Annotated in this window: 23 protein-coding genes, 1 tRNA gene and 1 pseudogene; 17 read left to right on the plus strand and 8 right to left on the minus strand. The window is 48.2% G+C overall.

From position 1 onward, the window contains the following. Nucleotides 1–200: 200 nt before the first annotated feature. The 4 genes from DXT99_RS23830 to ruvC all read right to left on the minus strand — a co-directional run bounded on the left by DXT99_RS23830 (nucleotide 201) and on the right by ruvC (nucleotide 4,101). Nucleotides 201–1,238 (minus strand): MlaD family protein, encoded by a 1,038-nt coding sequence (locus tag DXT99_RS23830; RefSeq protein WP_115568106.1) that lies wholly within the window; start codon nucleotides 1,236–1,238, stop codon nucleotides 201–203. After that, complete coding sequence (locus DXT99_RS23835; protein WP_115568107.1) at nucleotides 1,239–2,018, minus strand: ABC transporter ATP-binding protein; 780 nt, start codon at nucleotides 2,016–2,018, stop codon at nucleotides 1,239–1,241. Between the two features lie 3 nt (nucleotides 2,019–2,021). After that, complete coding sequence (locus DXT99_RS23840; protein WP_115568108.1) at nucleotides 2,022–2,840, minus strand: MlaE family ABC transporter permease; 819 nt, start codon at nucleotides 2,838–2,840, stop codon at nucleotides 2,022–2,024. Nucleotides 2,841–3,528: 688 nt separating this feature from the next. Continuing rightward, nucleotides 3,529–4,101 (minus strand): crossover junction endodeoxyribonuclease RuvC, encoded by a 573-nt coding sequence (gene ruvC / locus DXT99_RS23845; RefSeq protein WP_115568109.1) that lies wholly within the window; start codon nucleotides 4,099–4,101, stop codon nucleotides 3,529–3,531. A 25-nt stretch (nucleotides 4,102–4,126) separates the two neighbouring features. Here ruvC and DXT99_RS23850 point away from each other — a divergent pair, with 25 nt between their 5' ends. From DXT99_RS23850 to DXT99_RS23895, 10 genes are all read left to right on the plus strand, one after another. Continuing rightward, nucleotides 4,127–5,116, plus strand: coding sequence for a lysylphosphatidylglycerol synthase domain-containing protein (locus DXT99_RS23850; protein ID WP_115568110.1), 990 nt, complete (start codon nucleotides 4,127–4,129; stop codon nucleotides 5,114–5,116). Further along, on the plus strand, nucleotides 5,113–6,246 hold the full coding sequence (locus DXT99_RS23855) for a glycosyltransferase (RefSeq protein WP_115568111.1): 1,134 nt from the start codon (nucleotides 5,113–5,115) through the stop codon (nucleotides 6,244–6,246). Before DXT99_RS23850 ends, DXT99_RS23855 begins: the two co-directional genes overlap by 4 nt. After that, nucleotides 6,243–6,500 (plus strand): hypothetical protein, encoded by a 258-nt coding sequence (locus DXT99_RS23860; RefSeq protein ID WP_115568112.1) that lies wholly within the window; start codon nucleotides 6,243–6,245, stop codon nucleotides 6,498–6,500. The genes DXT99_RS23855 and DXT99_RS23860 overlap by 4 nt, the downstream gene beginning before the upstream one ends. Before the next feature lie 272 nt (nucleotides 6,501–6,772). Then, entirely contained in the window at nucleotides 6,773–7,996 is a 1,224-nt protein-coding gene (locus DXT99_RS23865) for a PP2C family protein-serine/threonine phosphatase (RefSeq protein ID WP_115568113.1), read from the plus strand. A 112-nt stretch (nucleotides 7,997–8,108) separates the two neighbouring features. Then, on the plus strand, nucleotides 8,109–8,741 hold the full coding sequence (locus DXT99_RS23870; RefSeq protein ID WP_115568114.1) for a polysaccharide deacetylase family protein: 633 nt from the start codon (nucleotides 8,109–8,111) through the stop codon (nucleotides 8,739–8,741). After that, entirely contained in the window at nucleotides 8,738–9,829 is a 1,092-nt protein-coding gene (locus tag DXT99_RS23875; protein WP_115568115.1) for a glycosyltransferase, read from the plus strand. Before DXT99_RS23870 ends, DXT99_RS23875 begins: the two co-directional genes overlap by 4 nt. A 284-nt stretch (nucleotides 9,830–10,113) precedes the next feature. Further along, nucleotides 10,114–10,881 carry a TatD family hydrolase gene (locus tag DXT99_RS23880; protein ID WP_115568116.1) on the plus strand — a complete coding sequence of 256 codons (768 nt, stop codon included), beginning with the start codon at nucleotides 10,114–10,116 and terminating at the stop codon, nucleotides 10,879–10,881. A 2-nt stretch (nucleotides 10,882–10,883) separates the two neighbouring features. Then, nucleotides 10,884–11,951 (plus strand): asparaginase, encoded by a 1,068-nt coding sequence (locus DXT99_RS23885; RefSeq protein WP_115568117.1) that lies wholly within the window; start codon nucleotides 10,884–10,886, stop codon nucleotides 11,949–11,951. 169 nt (nucleotides 11,952–12,120) lie between these two features. After that, nucleotides 12,121–12,208, plus strand: a tRNA-Ser gene (locus tag DXT99_RS23890). A 107-nt stretch (nucleotides 12,209–12,315) separates the two neighbouring features. Then, nucleotides 12,316–12,675: a hypothetical protein gene (locus DXT99_RS23895; RefSeq protein WP_147294294.1), complete on the plus strand. Its 360-nt coding sequence runs from the start codon at nucleotides 12,316–12,318 to the stop codon at nucleotides 12,673–12,675. 11 nt (nucleotides 12,676–12,686) lie between these two features. Here DXT99_RS23895 and DXT99_RS23900 read toward each other — a convergent pair whose 3' ends face one another. Both DXT99_RS23900 and DXT99_RS26895 read right to left on the minus strand, forming a co-directional pair. Beyond that, nucleotides 12,687–13,025, minus strand: coding sequence for a hypothetical protein (locus tag DXT99_RS23900; RefSeq protein WP_115568119.1), 339 nt, complete (start codon nucleotides 13,023–13,025; stop codon nucleotides 12,687–12,689). Between the two features lie 17 nt (nucleotides 13,026–13,042). Next, on the minus strand, nucleotides 13,043–13,318 hold the full coding sequence (locus DXT99_RS26895) for a hypothetical protein (protein ID WP_147294295.1): 276 nt from the start codon (nucleotides 13,316–13,318) through the stop codon (nucleotides 13,043–13,045). Nucleotides 13,319–13,463: 145 nt separating this feature from the next. On the opposite strand from DXT99_RS26895, the pseudogene DXT99_RS28105 reads away from it, so the two are divergent. From DXT99_RS28105 to DXT99_RS23930, 5 genes and pseudogenes are all read left to right on the plus strand, one after another. Beyond that, a pseudogene (locus DXT99_RS28105) lies at nucleotides 13,464–13,796 on the plus strand (transposase); the annotation flags it as partial. 356 nt (nucleotides 13,797–14,152) lie between these two features. Continuing rightward, nucleotides 14,153–15,289 (plus strand): nickel-binding protein, encoded by a 1,137-nt coding sequence (locus DXT99_RS23915; RefSeq protein ID WP_115568122.1) that lies wholly within the window; start codon nucleotides 14,153–14,155, stop codon nucleotides 15,287–15,289. Between the two features lie 216 nt (nucleotides 15,290–15,505). Continuing rightward, entirely contained in the window at nucleotides 15,506–15,880 is a 375-nt protein-coding gene (locus DXT99_RS23920; protein ID WP_115568123.1) for a cupin domain-containing protein, read from the plus strand. 55 nt (nucleotides 15,881–15,935) lie between these two features. Further along, nucleotides 15,936–17,345 (plus strand): FAD-binding oxidoreductase, encoded by a 1,410-nt coding sequence (locus DXT99_RS23925; protein WP_115568124.1) that lies wholly within the window; start codon nucleotides 15,936–15,938, stop codon nucleotides 17,343–17,345. A gap of 97 nt (nucleotides 17,346–17,442) precedes the next feature. Beyond that, complete coding sequence (locus DXT99_RS23930) at nucleotides 17,443–17,823, plus strand: group I truncated hemoglobin (protein WP_181885240.1); 381 nt, start codon at nucleotides 17,443–17,445, stop codon at nucleotides 17,821–17,823. Between the two features lie 652 nt (nucleotides 17,824–18,475). Here the strand turns inward: DXT99_RS23930 and DXT99_RS28040 are convergent. After that, a complete protein-coding gene (locus tag DXT99_RS28040; protein WP_115568125.1) occupies nucleotides 18,476–18,706 on the minus strand; it encodes a DUF1016 N-terminal domain-containing protein in 231 nt (76 codons plus the stop codon). Between the two features lie 142 nt (nucleotides 18,707–18,848). Next, a complete protein-coding gene (locus DXT99_RS23940; protein ID WP_220273440.1) occupies nucleotides 18,849–19,763 on the minus strand; it encodes an alpha/beta hydrolase family protein in 915 nt (304 codons plus the stop codon). Nucleotides 19,764–20,195: 432 nt separating this feature from the next. Between DXT99_RS23940 and DXT99_RS27425 the strand changes: the two genes are divergently transcribed. Beyond that, nucleotides 20,196–20,543 (plus strand): IS3 family transposase, encoded by a 348-nt coding sequence (locus tag DXT99_RS27425; protein WP_115568127.1) that lies wholly within the window; start codon nucleotides 20,196–20,198, stop codon nucleotides 20,541–20,543. Nucleotides 20,544–20,615: 72 nt separating this feature from the next. Then, nucleotides 20,616–21,317 carry a zinc ribbon domain-containing protein gene (locus tag DXT99_RS27430; protein WP_262511380.1) on the plus strand — a complete coding sequence of 234 codons (702 nt, stop codon included), beginning with the start codon at nucleotides 20,616–20,618 and terminating at the stop codon, nucleotides 21,315–21,317. Nucleotides 21,318–21,904 lie beyond the last annotated feature (587 nt).

The raw sequence follows: 21,904 nt of genomic DNA on the forward strand, positions 1-21,904 counted from the left end.
GGCATCTACTAACAAAAAAGAGAAGGGCTTAGAACAGGATTTAAACTCCAGTTTAAGCCCTTCTCTTTTTACTGTATATTTCCCTACTGTGAACCCACTCCTGCCCCTCCCAAGAGGGGAATTCTACCTGAGTAAAAATCCCCTCTTGGGAGGGGCAGGGGTGGGTTTTACACCACAGTGGAAGTCATCGCCATCTATCTTTACTGCTCCTGCGGCTGCTGGATTTGTTGCTGCTCTAACTGCTGCTGTTCCTGCAACTCCTCCTGTTGTCTCGCTTCATCTCTTGCTCTTCTTCTGAAGAAACCTCTGAACAGGATGTTGCTTTGGAGGGCCTCCATGTTCTCGTCGAATTTCTCTGTGCTAGTCTCGAGGTTCTGCATCGTGCTCTTCAGGTTGCGGGCAAAATCCTCATCGCTCAGCAGTACACCCACCGCGTTGCTCTCATTGTTCAGCCTGTTGCTGGTTTCCCGGAGGTTCTCTGCCAAAGCTGCTGCGGAGGTGGTCGCTTCTTCCAGTTGGGCCATAGACCTTCTTATCTGAGCGTAAACAGCTGTGTCTGTCAACACCTCATCTGCCAGGCCACCAGGCGTGTTCAGCTTAGAGGTAAACTGGGTTAGCTCCCGCGATGCGCCCGCCGCGTTACGGGAAGTCTGCTGCAGGTTGTTTACCATGGCTTCAAAATCCTCTGCCATGGTAGAGTCTGTTAATAGCTTACCAATGGTGCCTTCACCCTGTACTATCCTGGAAGTTAACTGCTTTAGATCACCCGTTATTTCTACCAGGTTCTCGTTGTTTCGCTGTAGCGTCTCCATCAGGTCATCTGTGTTCAGCGGGTTTACGGCTGCAATTCTGTCCCCATCTTCTACGGGAGGCGCTTCCTGGGTGCCGCCTTCCAGCACGACGTTTTTATTTCCGATAAAGCTCTCAGAGCTGATTCTGGCTATGGCGTTTTTGCGGATGTATTGCTGTGTGTTTTCTTCCACGCTGATGGTCACCAGCACCTGCGATTCGCCAAACAACTGAATGCTTCTGACGGTGCCTATCTTCACTCCTGAAAACCAGACGTTGTTCCCGGTTCTCAGGCCACCTACGTCATCGAAAACGGCATTCAGTGATATTGTGCTGATAAAGCGCTTTTGCTGGCCAGCCAGTGTAAAAATTGCGGCCACCAGGATCACGATACCCAGAAACACGAAAATGCCTACTATTACGCCTCGTTTATTGTCTGCAGTGCTCATTTATTCTGAAAAGTTGTAATTGTAAAATGCTTGAACTCGCTCGTCGTCCGTAGCGAAAACTTCTTCAAAAGTGCCTTCCCGCTTAAACTCTCCATCCAGCAGCATCACCAGGCGGTCACCTACTGCCCGGGCGCAGGTAAGGTCATGCGTAATAATAATAGAGGAGGTGTTAAACCGCCGCTGCACTTCATTTATAAGGTTGTTAATCTCAATACACGTAATGGGGTCCAGACCTGCCGTCGGCTCATCATACAGCATAATGTCAGGGCGCAGGATGAGGGTGCGTGCGATACCGATGCGCTTGCGCTGCCCGCCGGAAAGCTCTGAGGGCATCTGGTTAATGGCATTCCTTAGTCCCACCGCTTCCAGTACTACATCTATAAGTTTATCCCGTTCGGCCTGCGTCATGTCTTTGGCATGCCGTACCAGGGGGAATTCCAGGTTCTCCTTCACTGTCATACTGTCGTAAAGGGCACTGTTCTGAAAAGAGAAGCCGATTTTAAGCCGCAGCTTGTCCATTTCTTTGGGAGTAATGCAGCAGACGTCCTCCCCCAGGACGTTCACTTCCCCGGCATCTGCCGTTAATAAACCTGAAATAATCTTAATAAGTACGGATTTGCCTGTTCCTGAACGGCCCAGCACAACCAGGTTCTCGCCTTTGTAAAGGTCCATGTCTACTCCCCTCAAGATTACATTATCATCAAACGCTTTTTTTAGCCCCCTGATAAAGATAACCTTCTGGCTTCTGTCGATATTCGGATTTAGTTCTTTCTCTGTCATGGTTTACATTCCCCGAATAGCGTTTATTACCTGCATTACTAAAAGCTCTTCGATAAAGAGCAGGAACATGGCCGTCACCACAGAGGTGTTCGCTGCCTTTCCTACGCCTTCTGTCCCTTTAGAAGAATAAAACCCTTTGTAGCAGCCAACCATACCTATCGTATACCCGAACAACACTGATTTTACAGATGCAGCAATAATATCCAGGAAAGTGATGGCGTCAAATACCTGATTGAAGAAAGTGACTATCGTTGTCTGCTCAACCTGGTGCACATTCAGGTAACCACCCAGCAAGGAGACCAGCGTGGTATACATGGTGAGCGCCGGAATCATGAAAGTGGTGGCCAGCACCCGGCTAACTACCAAAAACTTAAAGGGATTAGTAGCCGACACCTCCATGGCATCTATCTGTTCGGTCACGCGCATGGAGCCCAATTCCGCTCCAATGCTGGATCCCACCCTGCCGGCAGCGATAATGGCCGTTACCAACGGCCCGATGGCCCTTATGATCGCAACCGAAATGAGCGCCGGCAACAGAGACGTGGCTCCGAAATCCTGTAGCGACGGCCTTGACTGGTTGGTGAATACAATACCGATGATGAAACCAGTGATTGAGATCAGCGGCAGCGAACGGACTCCTACCTCATAACACTGCTTAATGATTTCCTTGAATTCATAAGGAGGGAAAAAAACCTCCTTGAAAAATCGGACATTGAAAGCAAAAACCCGGTGGATTTCCAGGAAAATGCGGTCTACTCTTCTGGAAATTAAGTGGCTGCGCGTTCGGGTGCTATTTTCTGTCTTATTATTGCTTTGATCCATTTAGCTGTCTTGTGAAAACCGGTTTTATCAGATTTTACTGAAACCAGTCAATAGGTATACTCTTCCAAAAGACTTACCTCCACATACGACGCGAGCGAAGGGCAGGGTTTGAAAGATACCGGCTGATTATGAAATAGCGTAAAAGTAATAGAAATTTATCTATGGCTGAAATGATAGCGGGAAAAGCCGACAATGTAATTCAAAAGTTTTGTTTCTACCAAACCTAACGTATGCATTGCCTTGATGTTACCTGCATGGTGCGGTATAAACCAGTTTTTCAAGAAAGGGCGCTAGCTTATTGTTTATAGCTGATGAACCGTAAAGTTTGGGTGTTGGTTGGCTACAGCAAATTATAGCTGTCACACAGACCAATGGCCAATAGATGTACCCTCGGTTTGCCAGATTTGGAAGCATGGAAGGGTAGGAGCTGTATTGAACAGGTGATTTCAAATGTGACGGTACGCCAGAGTCCCAGCGGGACGACCTGTTGATAGAAAAAATGAGTCTCACTGTTCTTTAGCTCCAGCGGAGCGGCCTGTTGGGGATATGTTTACAGGCCGCTCCGCTGGAGCTAAGGGTGGTTTCTGGCCATCGGGCTATTAACAGGTCGTCCCGCCGGGACTTAAAACAAACTATAAACTGGTGTTGCGTAACCTCAGTTTATAATATAAAAGTTGTTTTTTGTGAACTATTTGCCAGCCAGCCGCTCCGGGTTATCTGTCAGGAAGGCCTTCCAGGACTTGCCACCCTGCTTGGCGTTGTTCCCTTTCTGGTAGTGGTGGCATAAAGCCACACCCAGGGCATCGGTTGCGTCGAGGAGCTTTGGGGCATCCTGTATCTTGAGGATCTGCATCAGCATACTGGCCACCTGCTCTTTTGAGGCGTTACCGTTGCCCGTAATAGACTGCTTTATTTTTTTTGGGGCGTACTCCACATATGGGATGTCGCGGGAGAGGGCAGCGGCAATGGCAACGCCCTGTGCCCGACCCAACTTCAGCATACTTTGTACGTTTGTGCCATAGAAAGGCGACTCAATAGCCAGCTCGTCGGGGAGGTACTCGTCGATGAGCTGTATCATGCGGTCAAAAATTTTCTTTAACTTGATGGCGTGATTACTATAGCTCTTCAGGTGGATAACACCGTACTGTACCACCTGCACCTTGGAACCTGTCACCTCAATAAGGGCATAGCCCATTACTTGTGTGCCGGGGTCAATGCCAAGAATAAACTTGTTAGGGGGTAGTGCGGAAGAGTAAGCCATAGGTCTGCAAAATTAAAACATTATCTTGAACATCAATCGCAATAAAAAATTCCTTTTGCTCATAGGTAAGGCGCTGGTCGTGCTGCTGACGTTCTACCTGCTCTATTATACCGTCTTCACTGCTCCGGACGCCTTCCTGACATGGGGCAGCATCCTGCGGAATGCATGGCAGAGCCCGCTTCGCTTTATAGTAGTGCTTTCGGCTGTTCTGATACCATTAAACTGGGGGTTTGAGGCCAGAAAGTGGCAGCTGCTGGGGCAGAAAATCGAGCGGATGTCTTTCCTGCGGGCTTACCGCGCTGTGATGGTGGGGCTCACCCTGGGCTTCATTACTCCGAATCGCCTCGGCGACTATGCCGGGCGTGTGCTGGAGCTAAAGAGCCAGGAGCGCTTAGGAGCAATCGGCGCCATCTTTATAGGCAGGTTTTGCCAGTTAGTAGCTACGATTCTGGCGGGTTCGCTAGGTCTGGTGTACTTCATCTTTCACTTTTACTGGATGAAGTATCCCGCTGTTTCCTTGAGTGTTATGTTCCTGTTGATGGGGCTGAATGTAGCTGTGATGCTCCTGTTGTACAATGCAAGTGCCATGGTGGCTGTAGTGGCATCTATCAGGCCATTGCAGAAGTTTGTGAGATATATTGAGGTGATGTCAGACTACAGTACGCCGGAAATGACGCGGGTGCTGCTGCTTTCGCTGGGCCGCTATTTCGTGTTCCTGCTACAGTTTGTTCTCCTGCTGGTGCTGTTCGGGGTGCACCTGAGCCCGCTGGAATATATCAGCGGCGTGTCCGGCACCTTCTTCCTCAAATCTGTGGTGCCCTCCGTTAGCCTGCTTTCTGACCTGGGGGTGCGGGAGCTGTCAGCCATGTACCTGTTTGGGTTATTGGGGCAGGTGCGCCTGCAGGTGCTTAGTGCCAGCCTTAGCCTCTGGCTGCTGAACATAGCGGTGCCAAGTGCGGTAGGGCTGGTGTTCGTGCTGCGCCTCCGGTTAACGAAGAAGGGAGTGGCGGCATGATTTGGTTGCTCGCTGTTGCCTTGCTGTCTTACGCCTGGATTATCCTGCGCCGCTGGGATGCCTGGCAGGACTTGCCGGTCTCTGATGCTCCTGTCGGCTATATCCCGGATGTCAGGCTCTCTGTTATCATACCTGTCCGAAACGAGGCGAAGAACATCCTGCTGCTGTTGCAGGACCTGGAGGCCCAGCAGTATCCGAAAGAGCTGCTGGAGGTGCTGGTTGTGGACGACCATTCAGAGGATAATACAGTTGAACTTATAAATGAATACAAAGCAGGTTCCACAATGAGTATCAGGCTGCTGCAGCTTAAGGATTACCCTGCCATGCAACTGAAGAAAGCCGGGGTGCAGAAAGGGGTGGAGCTGGCACAGGGAGAGCTGCTGGTGCTGACCGACGGCGACTGCCGGGTGGGCCCGGAGTGGCTGCGGCAGTATGCTTACGTGTACCGGATGCAGCAACCTTACTTCATCAGCGGACCTGTAAGCTTCCACCAAACCCATTCAGTATTCGAGAAGATGCAGCTGGTGGAGTTCTCCAGCCTTATCGGGATAGGCGGGGCCTCTATTGGCGTGGGAGAGCCCAACATGTGCAACGGGGCCAACCTGGCCTACCGCAAGGATATATTCGATAGTGTGGCGGGCTTTGCCGGCAACGAAGGCATCGCCAGCGGCGACGATGAATTCCTGCTGCATAAGGTGCATGAGCAGTATCCGGGTAGAGTAGCCTTTCTGAAGAATCATAAAGCAATAGTATATACATCAGCATGCAAAACACTGATTTCCTTTGTATATCAGCGGGTGAGGTGGGCCAGTAAATGGAAGTCGTATCAAAGCCTGCCGGTGCAGTTGATTGCCGTAGTCGTGTTTCTGGTCAACTTCCTGCTGTTCCTGACTATCCCCCTCGTTATAACCGGCAGCCTCTCCTTATGGGTTTTTATAGGGGCATACGTTGCCAAATTTGCAGTTGATTTCTTATTTTTAAAACGCGTACTCGGCTTCTTAGGAAAACGAAGGTACCTGTGGTACATGCTGCCGCTGCAGCTGGTGTACGTGCCCTACGTGGTATTTACCGGTACCTGTGGCTTGCTGGGCCGCTACCGCTGGAAAGGAAGAATAATCCATAACTCATGAGTGATAACGAATTCGACGTACTGGACGAACTGTATTTTGTAGTGTCTTTCCCTGATCTCAGAAGCACCCTCTCCCTTACTGACGAGGAGCTTTGCGCGGCGCTGGAGTCGCTCATCAGGCAGGGCTATGTCAAGATACTTTACCCTGATCAGGATACAGAGCATGAATATAATGCGGCAAGCTTCGGGCAGCATTGCCAGGATTACTATTTTCTGGCGACCAAGGCAGGTCTGGTTATGCACAACTCTATTTAAAGCTCAATTCCTGGCACAGGCAAGGCTGATGAACCCAGTACTTCTTGTACAAGTTCTGGCCATGGAGGAGCATTTTCAAGGCCTCAGGCGCTCAGTTGCAGTTAAAATTGGATCTGTTTGAACGAAGCAGGAAGGTTTTTACCCGTTTGATGCCGGGGCTAATCTTTTTTTAGTAGTTTTACCGGGTATATACATCAGTAGAATGGTTGTGGCTTAGAGCAATTTAAGCTGTGGCCTCCGCGATACGTATGATTCAAAAATCACGAGTTCAAATGCCTGATATCACTACACCGAATACACAGCAGGAACTGAATCTGAAGAAATTGGAGCTTTCGGCTCTTCTTGAAATCACGCAGGCTATTAACGATAACCTGCCGGAGCCGGCGCTGTACAAGATCTATCGGTTTACGCTGCTGGCACAGCTACAGATCAGCCGCCTGGTGCTCTTTGTACACGATGAGAGCTGGGAGTGTAAGGTGTGCTTCGGTACCGAGCAGGATTTCACCAAACAGCAGCTTCCGGATGCCATCCAGAATATCAGAGAGATAACAAAGACGGCTAAGCTGCATGTAGATAAGAAGTGGCGCACCTTTGACATCGTGATTCCGATTGTGCACAACGGCAAAGTGCTGGCCTTTGTGATGATAGGGAAAATTCAGCCTTACTACCATAATCTGGGTGCCCTTGGCTTTGTGCAGACGGTGAGTAACATTATGCTGGTGGCCATCGAGAACCACAAGATGGCGCGGCAACGGCTGGCGCAGGAGTCTATCCGGAGGGAGATTGAGATTGCCCGGGAGGTACAGACGATGCTGTTCCCGAAGTCGCTGCCGAACGATACCGACGTAGCCATACATGCCAGTTATATACCCCATTCTTCTATCGGGGGCGATTACTACGATTATATTGAAATAGATCAGGACCAGTTCCTGTTTTGCGTGGCCGATGTGTCGGGGAAAGGGGTGCCTGCCTCCCTGCTGATGTCGAACTTCCAGGCTGGTCTGCGGACCATACTCCGGCAGACCTCGGATTTGAATACGGTGGTGGCAGAGCTCAACAACCTGATTTACCGCAACGCGATTGCCGAAAAGTTCATCACCACTTTTCTAGCGCTTTACAACCGGCAGACCCGCGAGCTTACCTATGTGAATGCCGGCCACAACTCACCCATTCTGCTGTACGAGAACAACTCACACCTGCTCCTGAACGAGGGCTGTACGATGCTGGGTGTATTCGATGTGCTGCCGTTTATGTCAGTAGCCAAGGTAACGGTGCCTAAAAATGCGGTACTGCTCTGCTATACTGACGGCCTGACGGAGGTTTTTGATGAGGACGAGGCGGAATTTGGTATTGAGGGCACTATTGAATTTCTGAAGCGGAACCGCTTCTTGAGCTCTAAAATGATGCACCTGCAACTGCTCCGCGAAATAAACCTCTACAACGAAGAGGTCAGCTTCAACGACGACATCACGCTGCTCTCCTGCCGGTTTAAGTAAATGACATTGTTAAATTGCTGGATTGTTTAATTGTTGGTTCAGCATGTTTGGGCAGAAATTACCTCTTGTCTATGAATAACAATTAAACAATCAAACCATCAACAATTAAAACTTGATCCGCCTTTACAAAACGCCTTTTCTGCTGAAGAAACTGATGCCCCGCTACACCTGGCATCGGGCAGGGCAGGAGAAAAGGCTTTTCCTGACGTTTGATGATGGGCCAATTCCAGAGGTAACGCCCTGGGTGCTGGAGCAATTGGCAAAATACGGGGCAAAGGCCACGTTCTTTTGCGTGGGCGAAAACCTGGTAAAGTACCCGGAGATAGCGCAGCAGGCGCTGGCGCAGGGGCACCTGCTGGCCAACCATACCCAGCACCACCTGAAAGGCTGGAGAACACCCTGCAAGGCATACCTGCAGGACACAGCGCAGTGCCAGGAGGTGTTGGAACAGCTGCAGCCTGGGCAGCGCACAAAATACTTCCGGCCTCCTTACGGGCGCATCTCCAAAACGCAGGCAGCAGCCCTCCGGTATGAGTATGAGATTGTTTTGTGGGATATGCTTACCAACGACTATGACGCCACCCTCTCCCCGGAAAAATGCCTGAAGATGGCGATTAAGTATACCCAAAGCGGCAGCATCATCGTATTTCACGACAGCCTGAAAGCAAAACGTAATATGATGTATGCCCTGCCGCGCTTCCTGGAGCACTTCTCCCGGCTAGGTTATACCTTCGACACTTTATGATTGTATCTGTAGCCTACTTTATACTTTATTTTTTACTTTTCCTGGGGCTGCTGATCCTGCTGGTTTTCAACAGGAAACGCTATGCCCTGCAGCAGTCGCACCAGCCACGCATCAGCATCCTGATTGCCGCCCGAAATGAAGAACATACCATTCTGCGCTGCCTGCAGGCTATAGCCGCGCTCGATTACCCTGACGGGAAAATAGAAGTGCTCATCGGAGACGATGCCTCCTCAGATGGTACGCGTGCCGTGGTAGAGGCATTTATACAGGGCAAGCCCGGCTACCGCTGCATCTCCATCAGGCAAAACACCGGAACCACCAAAGGAAAAGCGAATGTGCTGGCACAACTGGCAAAGCACGCCACCTCCGACTTTTTCTTTTATACTGATGCCGACATTGCCGTGCCGCCGCAATGGGTGCGGGGAATGCTGTCGGAGATGAAGGAGGATGTTGGTGTGGTGACGGGCATTACCTCTATTGCGGGAGATAGCTTCTGGGCCAGGTTGCAGGCCATGGACTGGCTGTATGCATTGGGGCTGATGCAGGTGGTTTCGGATCTGAAGCTGCCTGTATCCACAATGGGTAACAACATGCTGTTGCGCCGGCAGGCCTACGAGGGAGTGGGAGGGTTCGAAGGAATTGGCTTTTCTATTACCGAGGACATTGCCATTTTCAATGCCATTATAAAGAAAGGCTGGACCTTCCGGAACATTTACGATAAAAGTGTTTTAGCTCTTTCGACACCTGCTGTTCGCTTTACAGATTACCTGCACCAACGCAAGCGCTGGATGCGGGGCTCTATGCACCTGCCACTCTATATGGCCATCATCTTTATTCTGCATTCCGCTTATTATCCGGTGTTGCTGCCGTTTTTTGCTTATACTTCGGTGGGGGTGGCATTGGCTATCTTCGTGTTTAAGCTGTCACTGCAAAGCCTGTATGTGCACATCTGCCTGCAGCGGCTGGGCCAGTCGGCGCCCTGGTGGTTTTACATTGCCTTTGAAATTTATCTCGTTGTCACGTCCGTTATCCTCATTTTTTACTTTTTTCTGCCGCTTTCCATCTCCTGGAAAGGGAGGAAGTATTAAGAGTTAGAGAGTTTAGGAGTTAGAGAGTTAAAGAGGTAGCGGTATTAAACTCTAAAGGCTCTATTTAAACAACGAGCAGCTCTATTTCTATTGGAGAAATCAAATATTTTTCTTGATTCCTGAAGAACGAGTTTCAATATACTTTGAGGGAAAAGGAATCAAAACATAGCATTTTTCAGGTAGGTACATTAAATTGAAACTTTGTTCAACCGGCTACTTGCGCGCCTCATTCGTAGGTATGACATTTGCCCTTGAAGATTGCAGTATTTAAAATGACTCGCCCAATGAATTTAATTGACTCGCACGCACACATCTACTCAGAGAAGTTTGACGAAGACAGAGCAGATGCTATGGCGAGGGCACAGGAGGAGGGGGTAAGCCGAATCTATATGCCCAATATCGACCATACCTCCATTGATACCATGTTGGAGGCAGAGGCGAAGTACCCGCAACTTTGCATTCCGATGATGGGGTTGCATCCTACCTCTGTTGACAATGACTTTGAGCGGGAACTGTACCTGGTAGAGGAGTGGCTGGAGAAACGAAAGTTTGCGGCGGTGGGTGAATGCGGTATAGACCTGTACTGGGACAAAACTTTTCTGTCGCAGCAACAGGAGGCGCTGAAAGTGCAGGTGGCGCTGGCAAAAAAACACCAATTGCCGATCGTGCTGCATACCCGCGACTCCTTTAATGAGACATTCGAGATCATAGAAGCTGCGCAGGATGGTACGCTCCGCGGGATTTTCCATTGCTTTTCAGGCACTGCGGAGGAGGCAGAAAAGGTAAGGAAGCTGGGGTTTCTGATGGGTATTGGTGGGGTGGCTACCTTCAAAAACGGTGGCCTGGACAAGGTGCTTCCGCACGTATCGCTGGATAACCTTGTGCTGGAAACAGACTGCCCTTATTTAGCGCCCACTCCGCACCGTGGGAAACGCAATGAGCCTGTTTATCTGCCTTTAATAGCCAAACGTGTTGCCGAACTGATGCAGCAGCCAGTAGCGGTGGTCGCTGAGAAAACAACAGCCAATGCGTTGAACCTGTTTAAGCTATAGCCATGAATATCGTAAGAGTGAACATAGGCACCTCCGCGCCACAGGATCCGGAAGCTTCCATCATGATCATCTATACCGGCGGAACCATCGGTATGGTGTTCGATGAGGAGCACAAGCACCTCGTGCCCTTCAACTTCAGCCAGATATTGCAGAAAGTGCCAGAGCTGAGGCAGTTTAATTACCTGCTGTCGGTGGTAAGCATAGAGCCTGCCATTGATTCGTCTAATGTGAACCTTGGCGACTGGATGATGATGGCCCGCCTGGTGGAGGAGAACTATAATGACTTCGACGGCTTTGTGATTCTGCACGGTACTGACACCATGGCTTATAGTGCCTCCGCCCTGAGCTATATGCTGGAGAACTTACAGAAGCCAGTCATCTTTACTGGGGCGCAGGTTCCGATTGGCCGGGTGCGCACAGATGCCAGGGAGAACCTGATATCTGCCCTTCAGATTGCCGCTACCAAGAACGATGGGGGAGGAGTAGTGCCGGAGGTATGCATATATTTCCACAACCTGCTGTTGCGGGGCAATAGGGCTAAAAAAGTGGAGAGCACCCAGTTCAGCGCCTTTAAATCGGAAAACCACCCGATTCTCGCCAAGGCAGGCGTGAACATAGACTATTACGGGACAGCCATTCGCCCGCATACAAAAAAACCTTTTAAAGCACACTATAACTTAGATTACCGTGTGGCTATTCTAAAGCTTTTCCCGGGAATAACGCCGCAGGTGGTTAAAAGTATTCTGACTACACCAGAGTTGCGGGGGGTGGTGATGGAGACTTTTGGTGCCGGTAATGCGCCAACCTCATCCTGGCTGCTGGATTTGCTGCGGGAGGCAATCGGGCGGGGCCTTCTGATCATGAATGTGTCGCAGTGCGATGAAGGACGCGTAGACCAGGGTCACTATGAAACCAGCAGGTATCTATTAGAAATGGGCGTGATTGGGGGAGCCGACATTACTACGGAGGCTGCTATCACAAAAATGATGTTTGTACTCGGGCAGGATCTGTCTCCCGCCAAAACCATCGACTTACTTACGCAGGACCTGCGGGGCGAAATAACACTCTGAGAGCCGGTTTCAATTTATCTTTTTGAACTTCAAATGCACGCTTATAGAACCTAAAGCGCTCACTTTCACTATCAAAAACAATTTTTAAACATACGCAAATAAAAATAGGTACTACATTCCATTTGCAAAGTTGCCGGCAAATGCCGTATCTTTGCATTACCAAAAGAATAGAGAGGTGTCCGAGTGGTTGAAGGAGCACGCCTGGAAAGTGTGTATACCTCAAAAGGGTATCGCGGGTTCGAATCCCGCTCTCTCTGCATAGCAAAAGTCTCAAATAGCTGATTTTAAGCAATTTGAGACTTTTTATTTTAGGTTTAGTCAAAAATTTAAATAGTTGTAGTCAAAGCCACTTTTCATCCTCCGTATGAATTTTAGCTTCTACCTTGGCGGTTATGGACGTGATAACAGCTATTGTTTAATATTGAACAACGGTACATTAACCATTTCTGAGTATCAAGGCATACCCATTCCAGGACATGACAAAGTGCTTGCCGTTGACGATATCATAGATTGGCAACTGTTGTTGGAATTCCTAAAAGCCTGCAACTGGAAGAGAAGATATGACAGCAATATACTCGATGGTACGCAGTGGGAGTTGACAGTAAGCGGAAAGGGTATCAGTGTCAGATCATATGGCTCTAATGCCTATCCAGAGAACTTCGATATGTTTCTGATGCTGCTCAACAAGGTAACAGGTGTTGTGGGTGTTCGAATATCCATATGATGCTGGTTCGGCTAATCCCACATACCCATGAATTCGGATCCTAATGTTTCCCGCTTGCACCTTGGGCAAAGCCATTGCTCTTTTTCTGGAAGGTAATCATCGGTAGCCAGCCCCAACTCTTTTTCAATTTCGCTTTCTTCTACATCTTCTTTGTAAAATTTTACCTTCTTGCGACACTGCGGGCATTTGGAGAAGCTCTTGCTCATGTCCCTGCCAACGATGATTCCGCAGTCGCCACAGTAGGCTGGCTCAATCCTAATGCCGTTCTCAAAGTATCGGAAACCGATGCCTTGGTAGATTTCGCCTGATTCCAATCCGCACTGGCACACAGCTTTTATGATGTTACCCATATGTTCTTCCTCTGAATTTAATCCAGCACCATTACCAGCGTTGAACCATATCTTGGATGGGCTTCCTCATATCCCAAACTAACCTTAATATACACATGCGTGAGGCAATCGTTTCTGTGTCGCAGGGAGGGCACATCGTAGTCGATCAAAAACTGTAATGCTATCTTCCTTCCTGTTTCATTACCGTAGGCACAGCACTCAGCATAGTTTTCCTTCTCACACTTTACACGTTTATGACCTACTATACCTAACTCGGCTGATTCCCTGGCAAAGCACTTGGCGTTCTGGGACATGTAAGAGTCTGTGTAAAACGGTTCCAGTGGCTGTATGCTGTTCAGCTCTTTTACAAGTGAGTTTCTGTAAGAAAACCATTTACCCTTTTCATTTCTTGCTATAAATATATCTTTGGGTAGAGCCTTGCCAGGTTTAGGTACAGGAGAGTTGCTGTTCCACTCTGACAGAGGGATGCAGTATGCCTGCCAGGAGTTCCGGAATGAGTTGGAAGACAAATCGGTGCGGCAGAGTATAAGCAGGAAGGGGAACTGTTGGGACAATGCCGTGGCAGAGAGCTTCTTCAAAACCATGAAAGCCGAGATGGTCTACCACGAGTCTTTCCTGACAGTGGAAGAAGCCAGGATGGCAGTGGTCGTCTATATTGAAGTATATGGAAGTCTTCTACAACAGGGAGAGGAGCCATTCAACGCTAGGCTATCTTACCCCCTGCCAGTATGGAGAACGGATCCTACAAAAGAAAATGGCTGTCTAACATAAAGCCTCTGGTAAACTGTTGCAATTCCAGGTACACCTTTCCGAAAATATTGGAGTACGCTTGTCTCATGATAGAATCCTGTACTAAAAAACTACAAATAACTATAGCAAAACAAGTTAGGCAGCCATACCAAATTTTGCAGAATGCCTCCCGCTGTGGCCCGCATTTAGATCGGCAGGTAACCGCTGTAGAGAGGCAAAAGCCTTGCTATTTATGTGTTTCTGGGCCACTTTAGGCTTCTGAAATAAAGACCAGCGGCAATTGCCATAAACCTAACGCCTTCTTCTTCAATATTTTATAGGTGTTATAATTTCCTCCTTTGATTAAATTTTTTTATATTTAATCAAAGGAACCGCTTATGCCAATATACATGGACAGGCATGATTTTTCTGGAGTCACTGCAAAAGATGTTGCAGCGGCTCATCAGGAGGACCTGAAAATTCAGGAAAAGTATGGGTGCCGCGGACTGACCTATTGGTTCGACGAAGAAAGGCAAATGGCTTTCTGCTTGGTTGAGGGTCCAGACAAAGAATCAGTCAGGAAAATGCACGACGAAGCCCATGGCCTGGTTCCTTTTGAAATTATAGAGGTTGAAAGCCATATCGTGAAAGCTTTTCTGGGTAGAATTGAGGACCCGCAGTCTTCAGAAACTGCAACCGATTCAGCGTTGTTTGCTTTTGATGATCCGGCTTTTCGGACTATCATGGCGACGGCGTTAAGTGATGCTGCTTTGTTGCCTTCCAAAATCGGACAGGACGAAGCGCAAAGGCTTTTCTGCCTGCAAAATGAAATCATCAGGAATGCTTTGCTGAAATATGATGGAAAAGAAGTCCGGCATACCGGGCATGGCTTTCTGGCTTCCTTTATGTCTGCTTCCAAAGCCGTGCTGTGTGCCGTCGAAATACAGGAAACCCTCCGCAAACATAACAGCAATACAGCAACCGAAAAGCTGGAGGTGGAAATTGGCTTAAGTGCCGGTACCCCCGTAAATGGCAGCAGCGACTTATTCGGGCAGGCGATTCAGTTGGCAAACAGGCTATGTAAGGTACCTGGTGCAGGTCATGTAGTGGCTTCTGCTACGGTGCGGGACCTTTTTAGACAGGAGGAAGAAGGTAGTTTTAACCAGGGTCATCTGGTCAGAACGCTGAATCTGCCGGAGGAGCGGTTCTTAAACCAGTTGTATGATATTACCGAAACAGCCTGGAACGAAACCGGATTTACCATTCCTGATTTTGCAAAAGCCTTTGGGTTAAGCAAATCACAATTCTACAGAAAAACAGTTTCTTTGTTGGGGTATTCTCCCAATGATTTTGTGAAAGAGTACAGGTTAACGAAAGCAGTAGAAATTATCGAAAGCCAGGAAAGCAGCATTTCCGAAGTTGCTTACCACTCAGGCTTTACCAGCCCTTCCTATTTCTCCAAGTGTTTCCAGAAAAGATTTAATATTCTTCCTTCCATTTACGCTACTGCAGTGGCTGCCTCCGGTCAGGTTTAAATTTCTGTCTTTCCCCATCAACTTGCTTCAAATTTGCTAGCCTTTGAATCAAATGTGGCAGAGGGGCTCTGCGTTTCATCCTATCTTTGATAATATAAAAACATGCTGGTGATAATTCTCTGTTTGTTGGCTAATCCTGCTTTTTGATAAGGATTTTTATCATTTGGAGAAGAATAAAAGGCATGTGCGATGTCAAATTCTTAAAACATATCAATTATGCAAAAATCACTAAACCAACTCCCTGTTACACTTGAAGTGCCGGGAGCAAAAATTACGAGCGAAGCTTTTGGGGATATAACGGTCGCTTTTACAAGCTTAAGTAAAGGTACCGATCTTGCCCCACTTTTGGAAGGCCTTCCCCATGACCACTGTCAATGTCCGCATTGGGGATACGTGATGAAAGGAAAAATTCGGATCCGCTACCAGGATGGAACGGAGGAAGTAACCGAGGGTGGGAATCTCTACTACTGGCCAGCCGGACATACGGGAGTGGTGGAAGAAGACGTGGAGTTTATAGAGTTCAGCCCAAAACATGAAATGGAACATGTGTTACAGCATGTAAAGGCTAAATTAGAACAAGCAGCACATTAACCGCTGCTTTTCATAGATAAATCATTTTTCACTACAACCCTAAACGAATCTATTTATGGCTACTGCAACAACAAAATCTGCCTCCGTTAAAAGTTTAGGAGGTGAAATTCTTCGTACGTTCAAATCTGACTTCCGGGGGGAGCTTCTTCAACCAGGAGACAAGAATTATAATGAAGCCCGGAAGGTGTATAATGCCATGATTGACAAACAGCCAGGGTTGATTGCCTATTGTAGTGAGGTGGCAGATGTGGTAAAGGCCGTGCGCTTTGCCGGAGCTTATAATCTGGATGTGGCCGTGCGGGCTGGTGGCCACAATGGCGCCGGCTTGGGGATGTGTGAAGATGGCCTTTGCATCGACCTTTCCAAAATGAAGCTAATCAGGGTAAACCAGGAGGCAAATACTGTTTTGGTGGAGGGAGGCTGCACGTGGGGAGAAGTAGATCAGGCTACCCATGCTTATGGCCTTGCTATGCCCAGTGGCATCATTTCTACCACGGGGGTAGGTGGATTGACATTGGGCGGAGGACATGGCCATCTGAGTCGTAAATACGGACTCACAATCGACAATCTTCTGGAAGCGGAAATAGTGCTGGCCACAGGTGAAGTGGTAACCGCCAATGAACAGGAGCACCAGGATCTCTTTTGGGCTGTTCGCGGAGGAGGCGGCAACTTTGGAGTAGTTACCTCTTTCCTTTTTCGCCTGCATCCGGTGAGCACAGTCTATGCCGGCCCTATGTTTTGGGAGTTGGGAAGTGCACCTGAGATTCTCAAGTGGTACCGGGAGTTTCTCCCTGCAGCCCCGGAGGAGCTGAATGGTTTCTTTGCTTTTATGGCCGTGCCTCCGGCCCCCTCCTTTCCTGAACATTTGCACTTACAGAAAGTCTGCGGAATTGTGTGGTGCCACTGTGGCAAATCTGATCAGGCCGAAGAAACCCTGAGCCAGGTCCGGGAAAAGTTTCCGCCCATTTTTGAGCATGTGGGAGCGATGCCTTATCCTGCCTTACAAAGCGCCTTCGATGCTTTGTATCCAAAAGGCCACAATTGGTACTGGCGTGGGGATTTTGTAAAAGAAATACCTGATGAGGCCATTGAACAACACGTGAAGTTTGCCAACGAATTGCCTACTATGCAATCCACCATGCACCTTTATCCTGTCGACGGCGCTGTGAACCGGGTAGGCAAGGAGGATACTGCTTTTAGCTTCCGGGAAGCCAATTGGTCGCAGGTGATAGTAGGGGTAGATCCGGATGCGAAAAACAATGAGCGCATTACACAGTGGGCAAAGGATTACTGGAAAGCCATCCATCCTTACTCTCTTGGCGGCGCCTATGTAAATTTTATGATGGAGGAAGGGCAGGAGCGGGTAAAAGCCACCTACCGGGATAACTATGACCGCCTGTTAAAGGTCAAACAGAAATATGACCCGTCAAACTTTTTTCACCTCAATCAGAACATAAAAGCTTAACGCTGATACTATTGAATTTCCTGAAAAAGAAGTTACTTCTGCAGGTATTGCCAATTTGTAAAATCATTCATGTTATCAATAACATAAAAAGCGAACTATGGAAACTGTAAAAGAACCACAAACAATTACTTTATACGAGCGGCTTGGTGGCGCGGAAGGGATTGCTTCGATTGCAAATGATTCTGTGGACCAGCACCTGAAAAACCCGGTAGTAAGTACCCGCTATAAGTATTCTGACATAGCCAAAGTAAAAAGCATGGCTTTTGAATTTATGGCCATGGGCACAGGGGGACCTCAAACCTATACCGGCAGAAATATGCTTGACACCCACCGGGGGATGAACATAAGTGAGCAGGAATTTATGGAGGTAGTCGACGATATATTAGTTGCCCTTGACATGAATCACATTGACCAAAAGGAAAAAGATGAGGTGCTGGCCATCCTGTACTCTTTGCGAAAAGAAATTGTGCGGGTTTAGTGTAAGCTTTCCCGGTTCTTAGAGCATGTTTAAATTTTGTTTTTGGATGCGAAAATTGTCCATGAAGGGTTCTGGCGAAACGGTTTTGGAGCTTCATAGCAGCGCTATGGAGCGAGAAAACTGTGAAGGAAGGTTCCTTTATGGGCAGTTTGCAGCGCAAAGGATGAATTTTAAACATGCTCTTAGGCCATCGTGAAGTTGGTTTTTTAAGTTACAGTTTCATCGAGTAATTCCACCGGTGTTCGGAACTTCAGTGCCTGATGAGTGCGATGGTGGTTATGATTGTAATAGCAGACAACAGATGCCTTTATCATAAATACAATAAGCCCAAAAGCAACATAATTTCCATTGTTTTGGCTATACTCGATAATACTACATTACAACATGCCTTATGATCTCAGAGAATGAAGTTGGGCTCGTCTCCTTTCGGAATGAATGGCAGAAGGCCTTGCAGCCTATTCCTTTTCCCGTAAAATACCAGAACCCGTACCTCCTCCGGGAATGGATCTTACTCGGTCCTGCAGGGTACGTGAGCCCCATTTCTCCAGCCTGCACATCGCGATATAAAATTGCGCTTTAACTCATCGTCCAGGTAAATGATCGTCTTGATGTGCATCTAGGTTAATTGTCTCCGCACTACGGAGACAATCTGCTAATCTTTGTAAATACTGGTAAAGCGGATACAGTGCAGTAACTGCTTCTGGCTCCACCCGGTACCGTATTCCAGTGTTAATTGTTGGGCATGTGTAGTTACTATTTGCTTGCCATACTCAACCCGGCTATTTCTTAGTATTCTATCGTTAACGCGTTTACCAACCAGCCAGTAAAGCGGAGTAATTTCGGCATTGACTATAGTAGCCACTTTCACCCGCTGGTTTTGCACTTATAAAAGGAAATTACTTGCTGCTAATGAGAAGAAGGCCTGAAGGGATACAATTCCAGAATCATTTGCTTCACCTGGTGCCAAATAGTTGAGTTTGACCACGCCTCACATCATAGAATTTGAGAGAGCCCGGTTCTTTACTTTAAAGCATGTTCTTTTTCTCAACTCTCCAAATTGGGTTCTTTGATAGCCCTGCAGGTTCACCTGTAAATAGCCTGCCTGCCGCGCTGTCGCCCTTCAGCTGCCATTGGTACCAGGCGGTGGCAACCTTAGCAAATTCACCACCATGCGGCTGACTGTAAGTGCCGGCATGCCCCACATCCATATTAGCCATGAAAACCGGGACATGATTAATTTGTTCGTAATCGTCCATGCCATTGGCATAGGCTATGTCCTTTTCGCCTCCAAGCATATACAGGGTTGGCGTATGAATTTTCTTGAGGTTTTCTTTAGTTAAGTTGGGCATGGCGCTCCTGCCGTTTCCCGGGGTGCTAAAAATACCACTGTTAGCAACCACCACGGTGCTTACACGTGAGTCGGAGGCCACTTCGAGCGTTTGCAGACCACCGCAGGACATGCCGCTTACTGCTATTTTGGTTACATCAATTTTATTGTAATAAGGGCTTTTCCTGTCTTTATTCTGAGCAACCGCCCAGTCAATGGCATCTAGAAGCTGGGAAGATGTTGATTTCCCGGTTCCTTTTTCTCCTTCCTGTGGCATGGGGCCGATAGCGACCACTAAAAAACCATAAGATGAAACCTCAGACAGAAAATTTACATGTTCCCAGGGAGAATTGGCACAAGCGCCATTACCCCAGGCAATGATGGGCAGTTTGTTTTTTTTACCAAAAGCGCTCAGGTCTTTCGGGCGGAAAACGGTATGCGTGGGCAATGTACTTTCGGTGAGCATGATGGCGCTATATGGACCGGTTCCGCCGTCTTCCACCACTCTTGACGCAGTTTGAGCGGAGGTAGATGGCCGCTGTGCATAGCTTGGATTGAAAACGCTTAGCAAAGACAAGGACAGGAAAGCAGAGAGTAGTATTTTAGTCACCATATGGAATTTGTTTTTGTATTTACTGTTAATGCACGCCATGTCATCTTGACCTAAATTTCGATTGTTTGGACGAGTGATCTCTATCAACCGCTAGTTATGGCAATCGCCAGCCTCTTGGAAAGGCTCCCGCTGTGTTTGCACTTCTAAAAGGGAAAAATATGGTTGTCCAATAGTATAAGCTTAAAGATAGACAATTTTAGGATATTCTGCTTCACCTGGTGCGAGGCTGCTGATGACGCCCAAGGTGAACTTGCTATATTTGACTGGAGGCTTTTGACAGGCAGATTTACTAAAAGCACTAAATTTGACTATCATGGGAAGACGAGTATTTGACGCCTCTTTCAAGCGGATGGCTATTGACCTCTCTTATGCCAGAGGTTCGGTAAAAGAGGTAGCCGACGAGCTGGGCATAGACCCTGGCCGGCTGAGCAAATGGCGGAAGCGACCAACATGGCGGCCTGGCAGATGGCGGTGGGAAACAGGCCCCTATTCCACTCCCTTTTGTTCCACTCTGACCGGGGCGTGCAGTACGCCTGCAGCGCTTTCAGAGAGCAGCTGGAAGGAATGCCGGTGGTGCAGAGTATGAGTCGCAAGGGTAACTGCTGGGACAATGCGGTAGCTGAGAGTTTCTTCAAGACGATGAAAACAGAAATGGTGTACCACCACAAGTTTACCACCATGGCAGAGGCAAAGCTGGCCGTATTCGAGTACATCGAAGGATGGTATAACAGGAAAAGGAAACATTCGGCACTAGGTTATCTGACGCCATGCCAATCTTAAAGCTTGATGTGCATCCAGACTGTGGCTGCCTGAAAAAGTCTCCAGTAAAACATTGCAATTCCAAAGCTGCCGCTGCGCCACCGCATCAGGTGCGGCGAGTGCCAAAAGCCGCTGACAGGCTACGAGATGAAGAAGGGCATCCACTACTACAAGTGCAACACCAAAGGCTGCTGCCTCAACCTGAACGCAGAGAAAAGGCACGGGCTCTACCAGGATTTGCTGGAGGACTACCAGATAGACCCTGTCCTCCTGCCGCAGGTGCAGCAGATGATGGAGGAGGTGTTCGGGCGCCTATCGCAGGATAATGAGCAGGAGGAGAAGCGGCTGAAGGGGCAGCTGACGGAGCTTAAGAAAAAGCAGGAGACGCTGGAGCGGCGCTACGTCTACGGGGAGATAGACAGGGAGATATTCTCTAAGTTCAGCGCGGAGCTGAAGGCACAGGTGCGGGAGATAGAGGCAAACCTGGAGAAAGTGGCAGTGCCTTTATCGAACCAGAAATCGATGCTGGAAAAAGGGCTGAAAATGATGCTAAACCTCTCATCCTCACGGGAGAAGGCGGACGCTGGGAAGCGCAGGAGGCTGCAGGCGTTGGTGTTTCCAGAAGGGGTAGCCTATGACCGTGAAAAAGGGGCTTATCGAACCACCAGGGCCAACAGCTTTTTCGGCCTTGCCGCAGGGATTTCGCAGAAAATGGAGGAAAAAGAGAAGGGGAAAAGCGGTAGTGAAACAGACTTTTCCCCTTTGGTAGCCCGTAGGGGAATCGAACTATCATGACCTAATCAGTAGTAAAGGTAGATGTCTCTGACTATAGTTATTATTTGGTTGATTTTCTGTGCTTTAAGACGTAATTTTGCTTTGAGAAATCCTGTCGATTTAGCGAGGGTTCAAATTCGGATACCCAAGCCTTTTATTAGGGTTAAAGTGTTGAATATAAATGGTTTACGATGAGTGGAAAAATCCCGCTCTCTCTGCGACCTCACTTAAAAAGTGCCTCAGCGTAGTGCTGAGGCACTTTTTCTTTTTTCTCCTTAAACCCTGCTTAAACATTTAGTTTTTCTCCATCCTTAGGGGTACAGTACTGTTCTGTATTTCTTCCATTATATAAAATGGTGAGTCTGCTATACGCGTTCCTGATTGGTTCTTGCAGGAAAGCTTAACGTGACGCCTAGGGTAATTGCGCAACAGGCTGTTGGGTAGCTATAAGGCCTAAATAAGTAGAAAAAACTGCTTAATTAATTCCCCTACTTTACATCCTATGTTTGTTCTCAGTGTTTTAGCTACTCTTTTTTCCCTTTTGTTGATCAGAGAAAATAATATCTAAAACAGATAAAGCAAGTACCTAAGCTGTAGACAAGAAAACT

Origin of the sequence: Pontibacter diazotrophicus (assembly GCF_003367245.1) — a bacterium.
Lineage (GTDB): Bacteria > Bacteroidota > Bacteroidia > Cytophagales > Hymenobacteraceae > Pontibacter > Pontibacter diazotrophicus.

Bases quoted from the DNA above. Each gene is read 5' to 3' on its own strand.
- DXT99_RS23830 (WP_115568106.1), bottom strand. From the start codon at position 1,238: ATGAGCACTGCAGACAATAAACGAGGCGTAATAGTAGGCATTTTCGTG.
- DXT99_RS23835 (WP_115568107.1), bottom strand. From the start codon at position 2,018: ATGACAGAGAAAGAACTAAATCCGAATATCGACAGAAGCCAGAAGGTT.
- DXT99_RS23840 (WP_115568108.1), bottom strand. From the start codon at position 2,840: ATGGATCAAAGCAATAATAAGACAGAAAATAGCACCCGAACGCGCAGC.
- ruvC (WP_115568109.1), bottom strand. From the start codon at position 4,101: ATGGCTTACTCTTCCGCACTACCCCCTAACAAGTTTATTCTTGGCATT.
- DXT99_RS23855 (WP_115568111.1), top strand. From the start codon at position 5,113: ATGATTTGGTTGCTCGCTGTTGCCTTGCTGTCTTACGCCTGGATTATC.
- DXT99_RS23860 (WP_115568112.1), top strand. From the start codon at position 6,243: ATGAGTGATAACGAATTCGACGTACTGGACGAACTGTATTTTGTAGTG.
- DXT99_RS23865 (WP_115568113.1), top strand. From the start codon at position 6,773: ATGCCTGATATCACTACACCGAATACACAGCAGGAACTGAATCTGAAG.
- DXT99_RS23875 (WP_115568115.1), top strand. From the start codon at position 8,738: ATGATTGTATCTGTAGCCTACTTTATACTTTATTTTTTACTTTTCCTG.
- DXT99_RS23880 (WP_115568116.1), top strand. From the start codon at position 10,114: ATGAATTTAATTGACTCGCACGCACACATCTACTCAGAGAAGTTTGAC.
- DXT99_RS23885 (WP_115568117.1), top strand. From the start codon at position 10,884: ATGAATATCGTAAGAGTGAACATAGGCACCTCCGCGCCACAGGATCCG.
- DXT99_RS23895 (WP_147294294.1), top strand. From the start codon at position 12,316: ATGAATTTTAGCTTCTACCTTGGCGGTTATGGACGTGATAACAGCTAT.
- DXT99_RS23900 (WP_115568119.1), bottom strand. From the start codon at position 13,025: ATGGGTAACATCATAAAAGCTGTGTGCCAGTGCGGATTGGAATCAGGC.
- DXT99_RS26895 (WP_147294295.1), bottom strand. From the start codon at position 13,318: ATGTCCCAGAACGCCAAGTGCTTTGCCAGGGAATCAGCCGAGTTAGGT.
- DXT99_RS23915 (WP_115568122.1), top strand. From the start codon at position 14,153: ATGCCAATATACATGGACAGGCATGATTTTTCTGGAGTCACTGCAAAA.
- DXT99_RS23920 (WP_115568123.1), top strand. From the start codon at position 15,506: ATGCAAAAATCACTAAACCAACTCCCTGTTACACTTGAAGTGCCGGGA.
- DXT99_RS23925 (WP_115568124.1), top strand. From the start codon at position 15,936: ATGGCTACTGCAACAACAAAATCTGCCTCCGTTAAAAGTTTAGGAGGT.
- DXT99_RS23930 (WP_181885240.1), top strand. From the start codon at position 17,443: ATGGAAACTGTAAAAGAACCACAAACAATTACTTTATACGAGCGGCTT.
- DXT99_RS23940 (WP_220273440.1), bottom strand. From the start codon at position 19,763: ATGGTGACTAAAATACTACTCTCTGCTTTCCTGTCCTTGTCTTTGCTA.
- DXT99_RS27425 (WP_115568127.1), top strand. From the start codon at position 20,196: ATGGCGGAAGCGACCAACATGGCGGCCTGGCAGATGGCGGTGGGAAAC.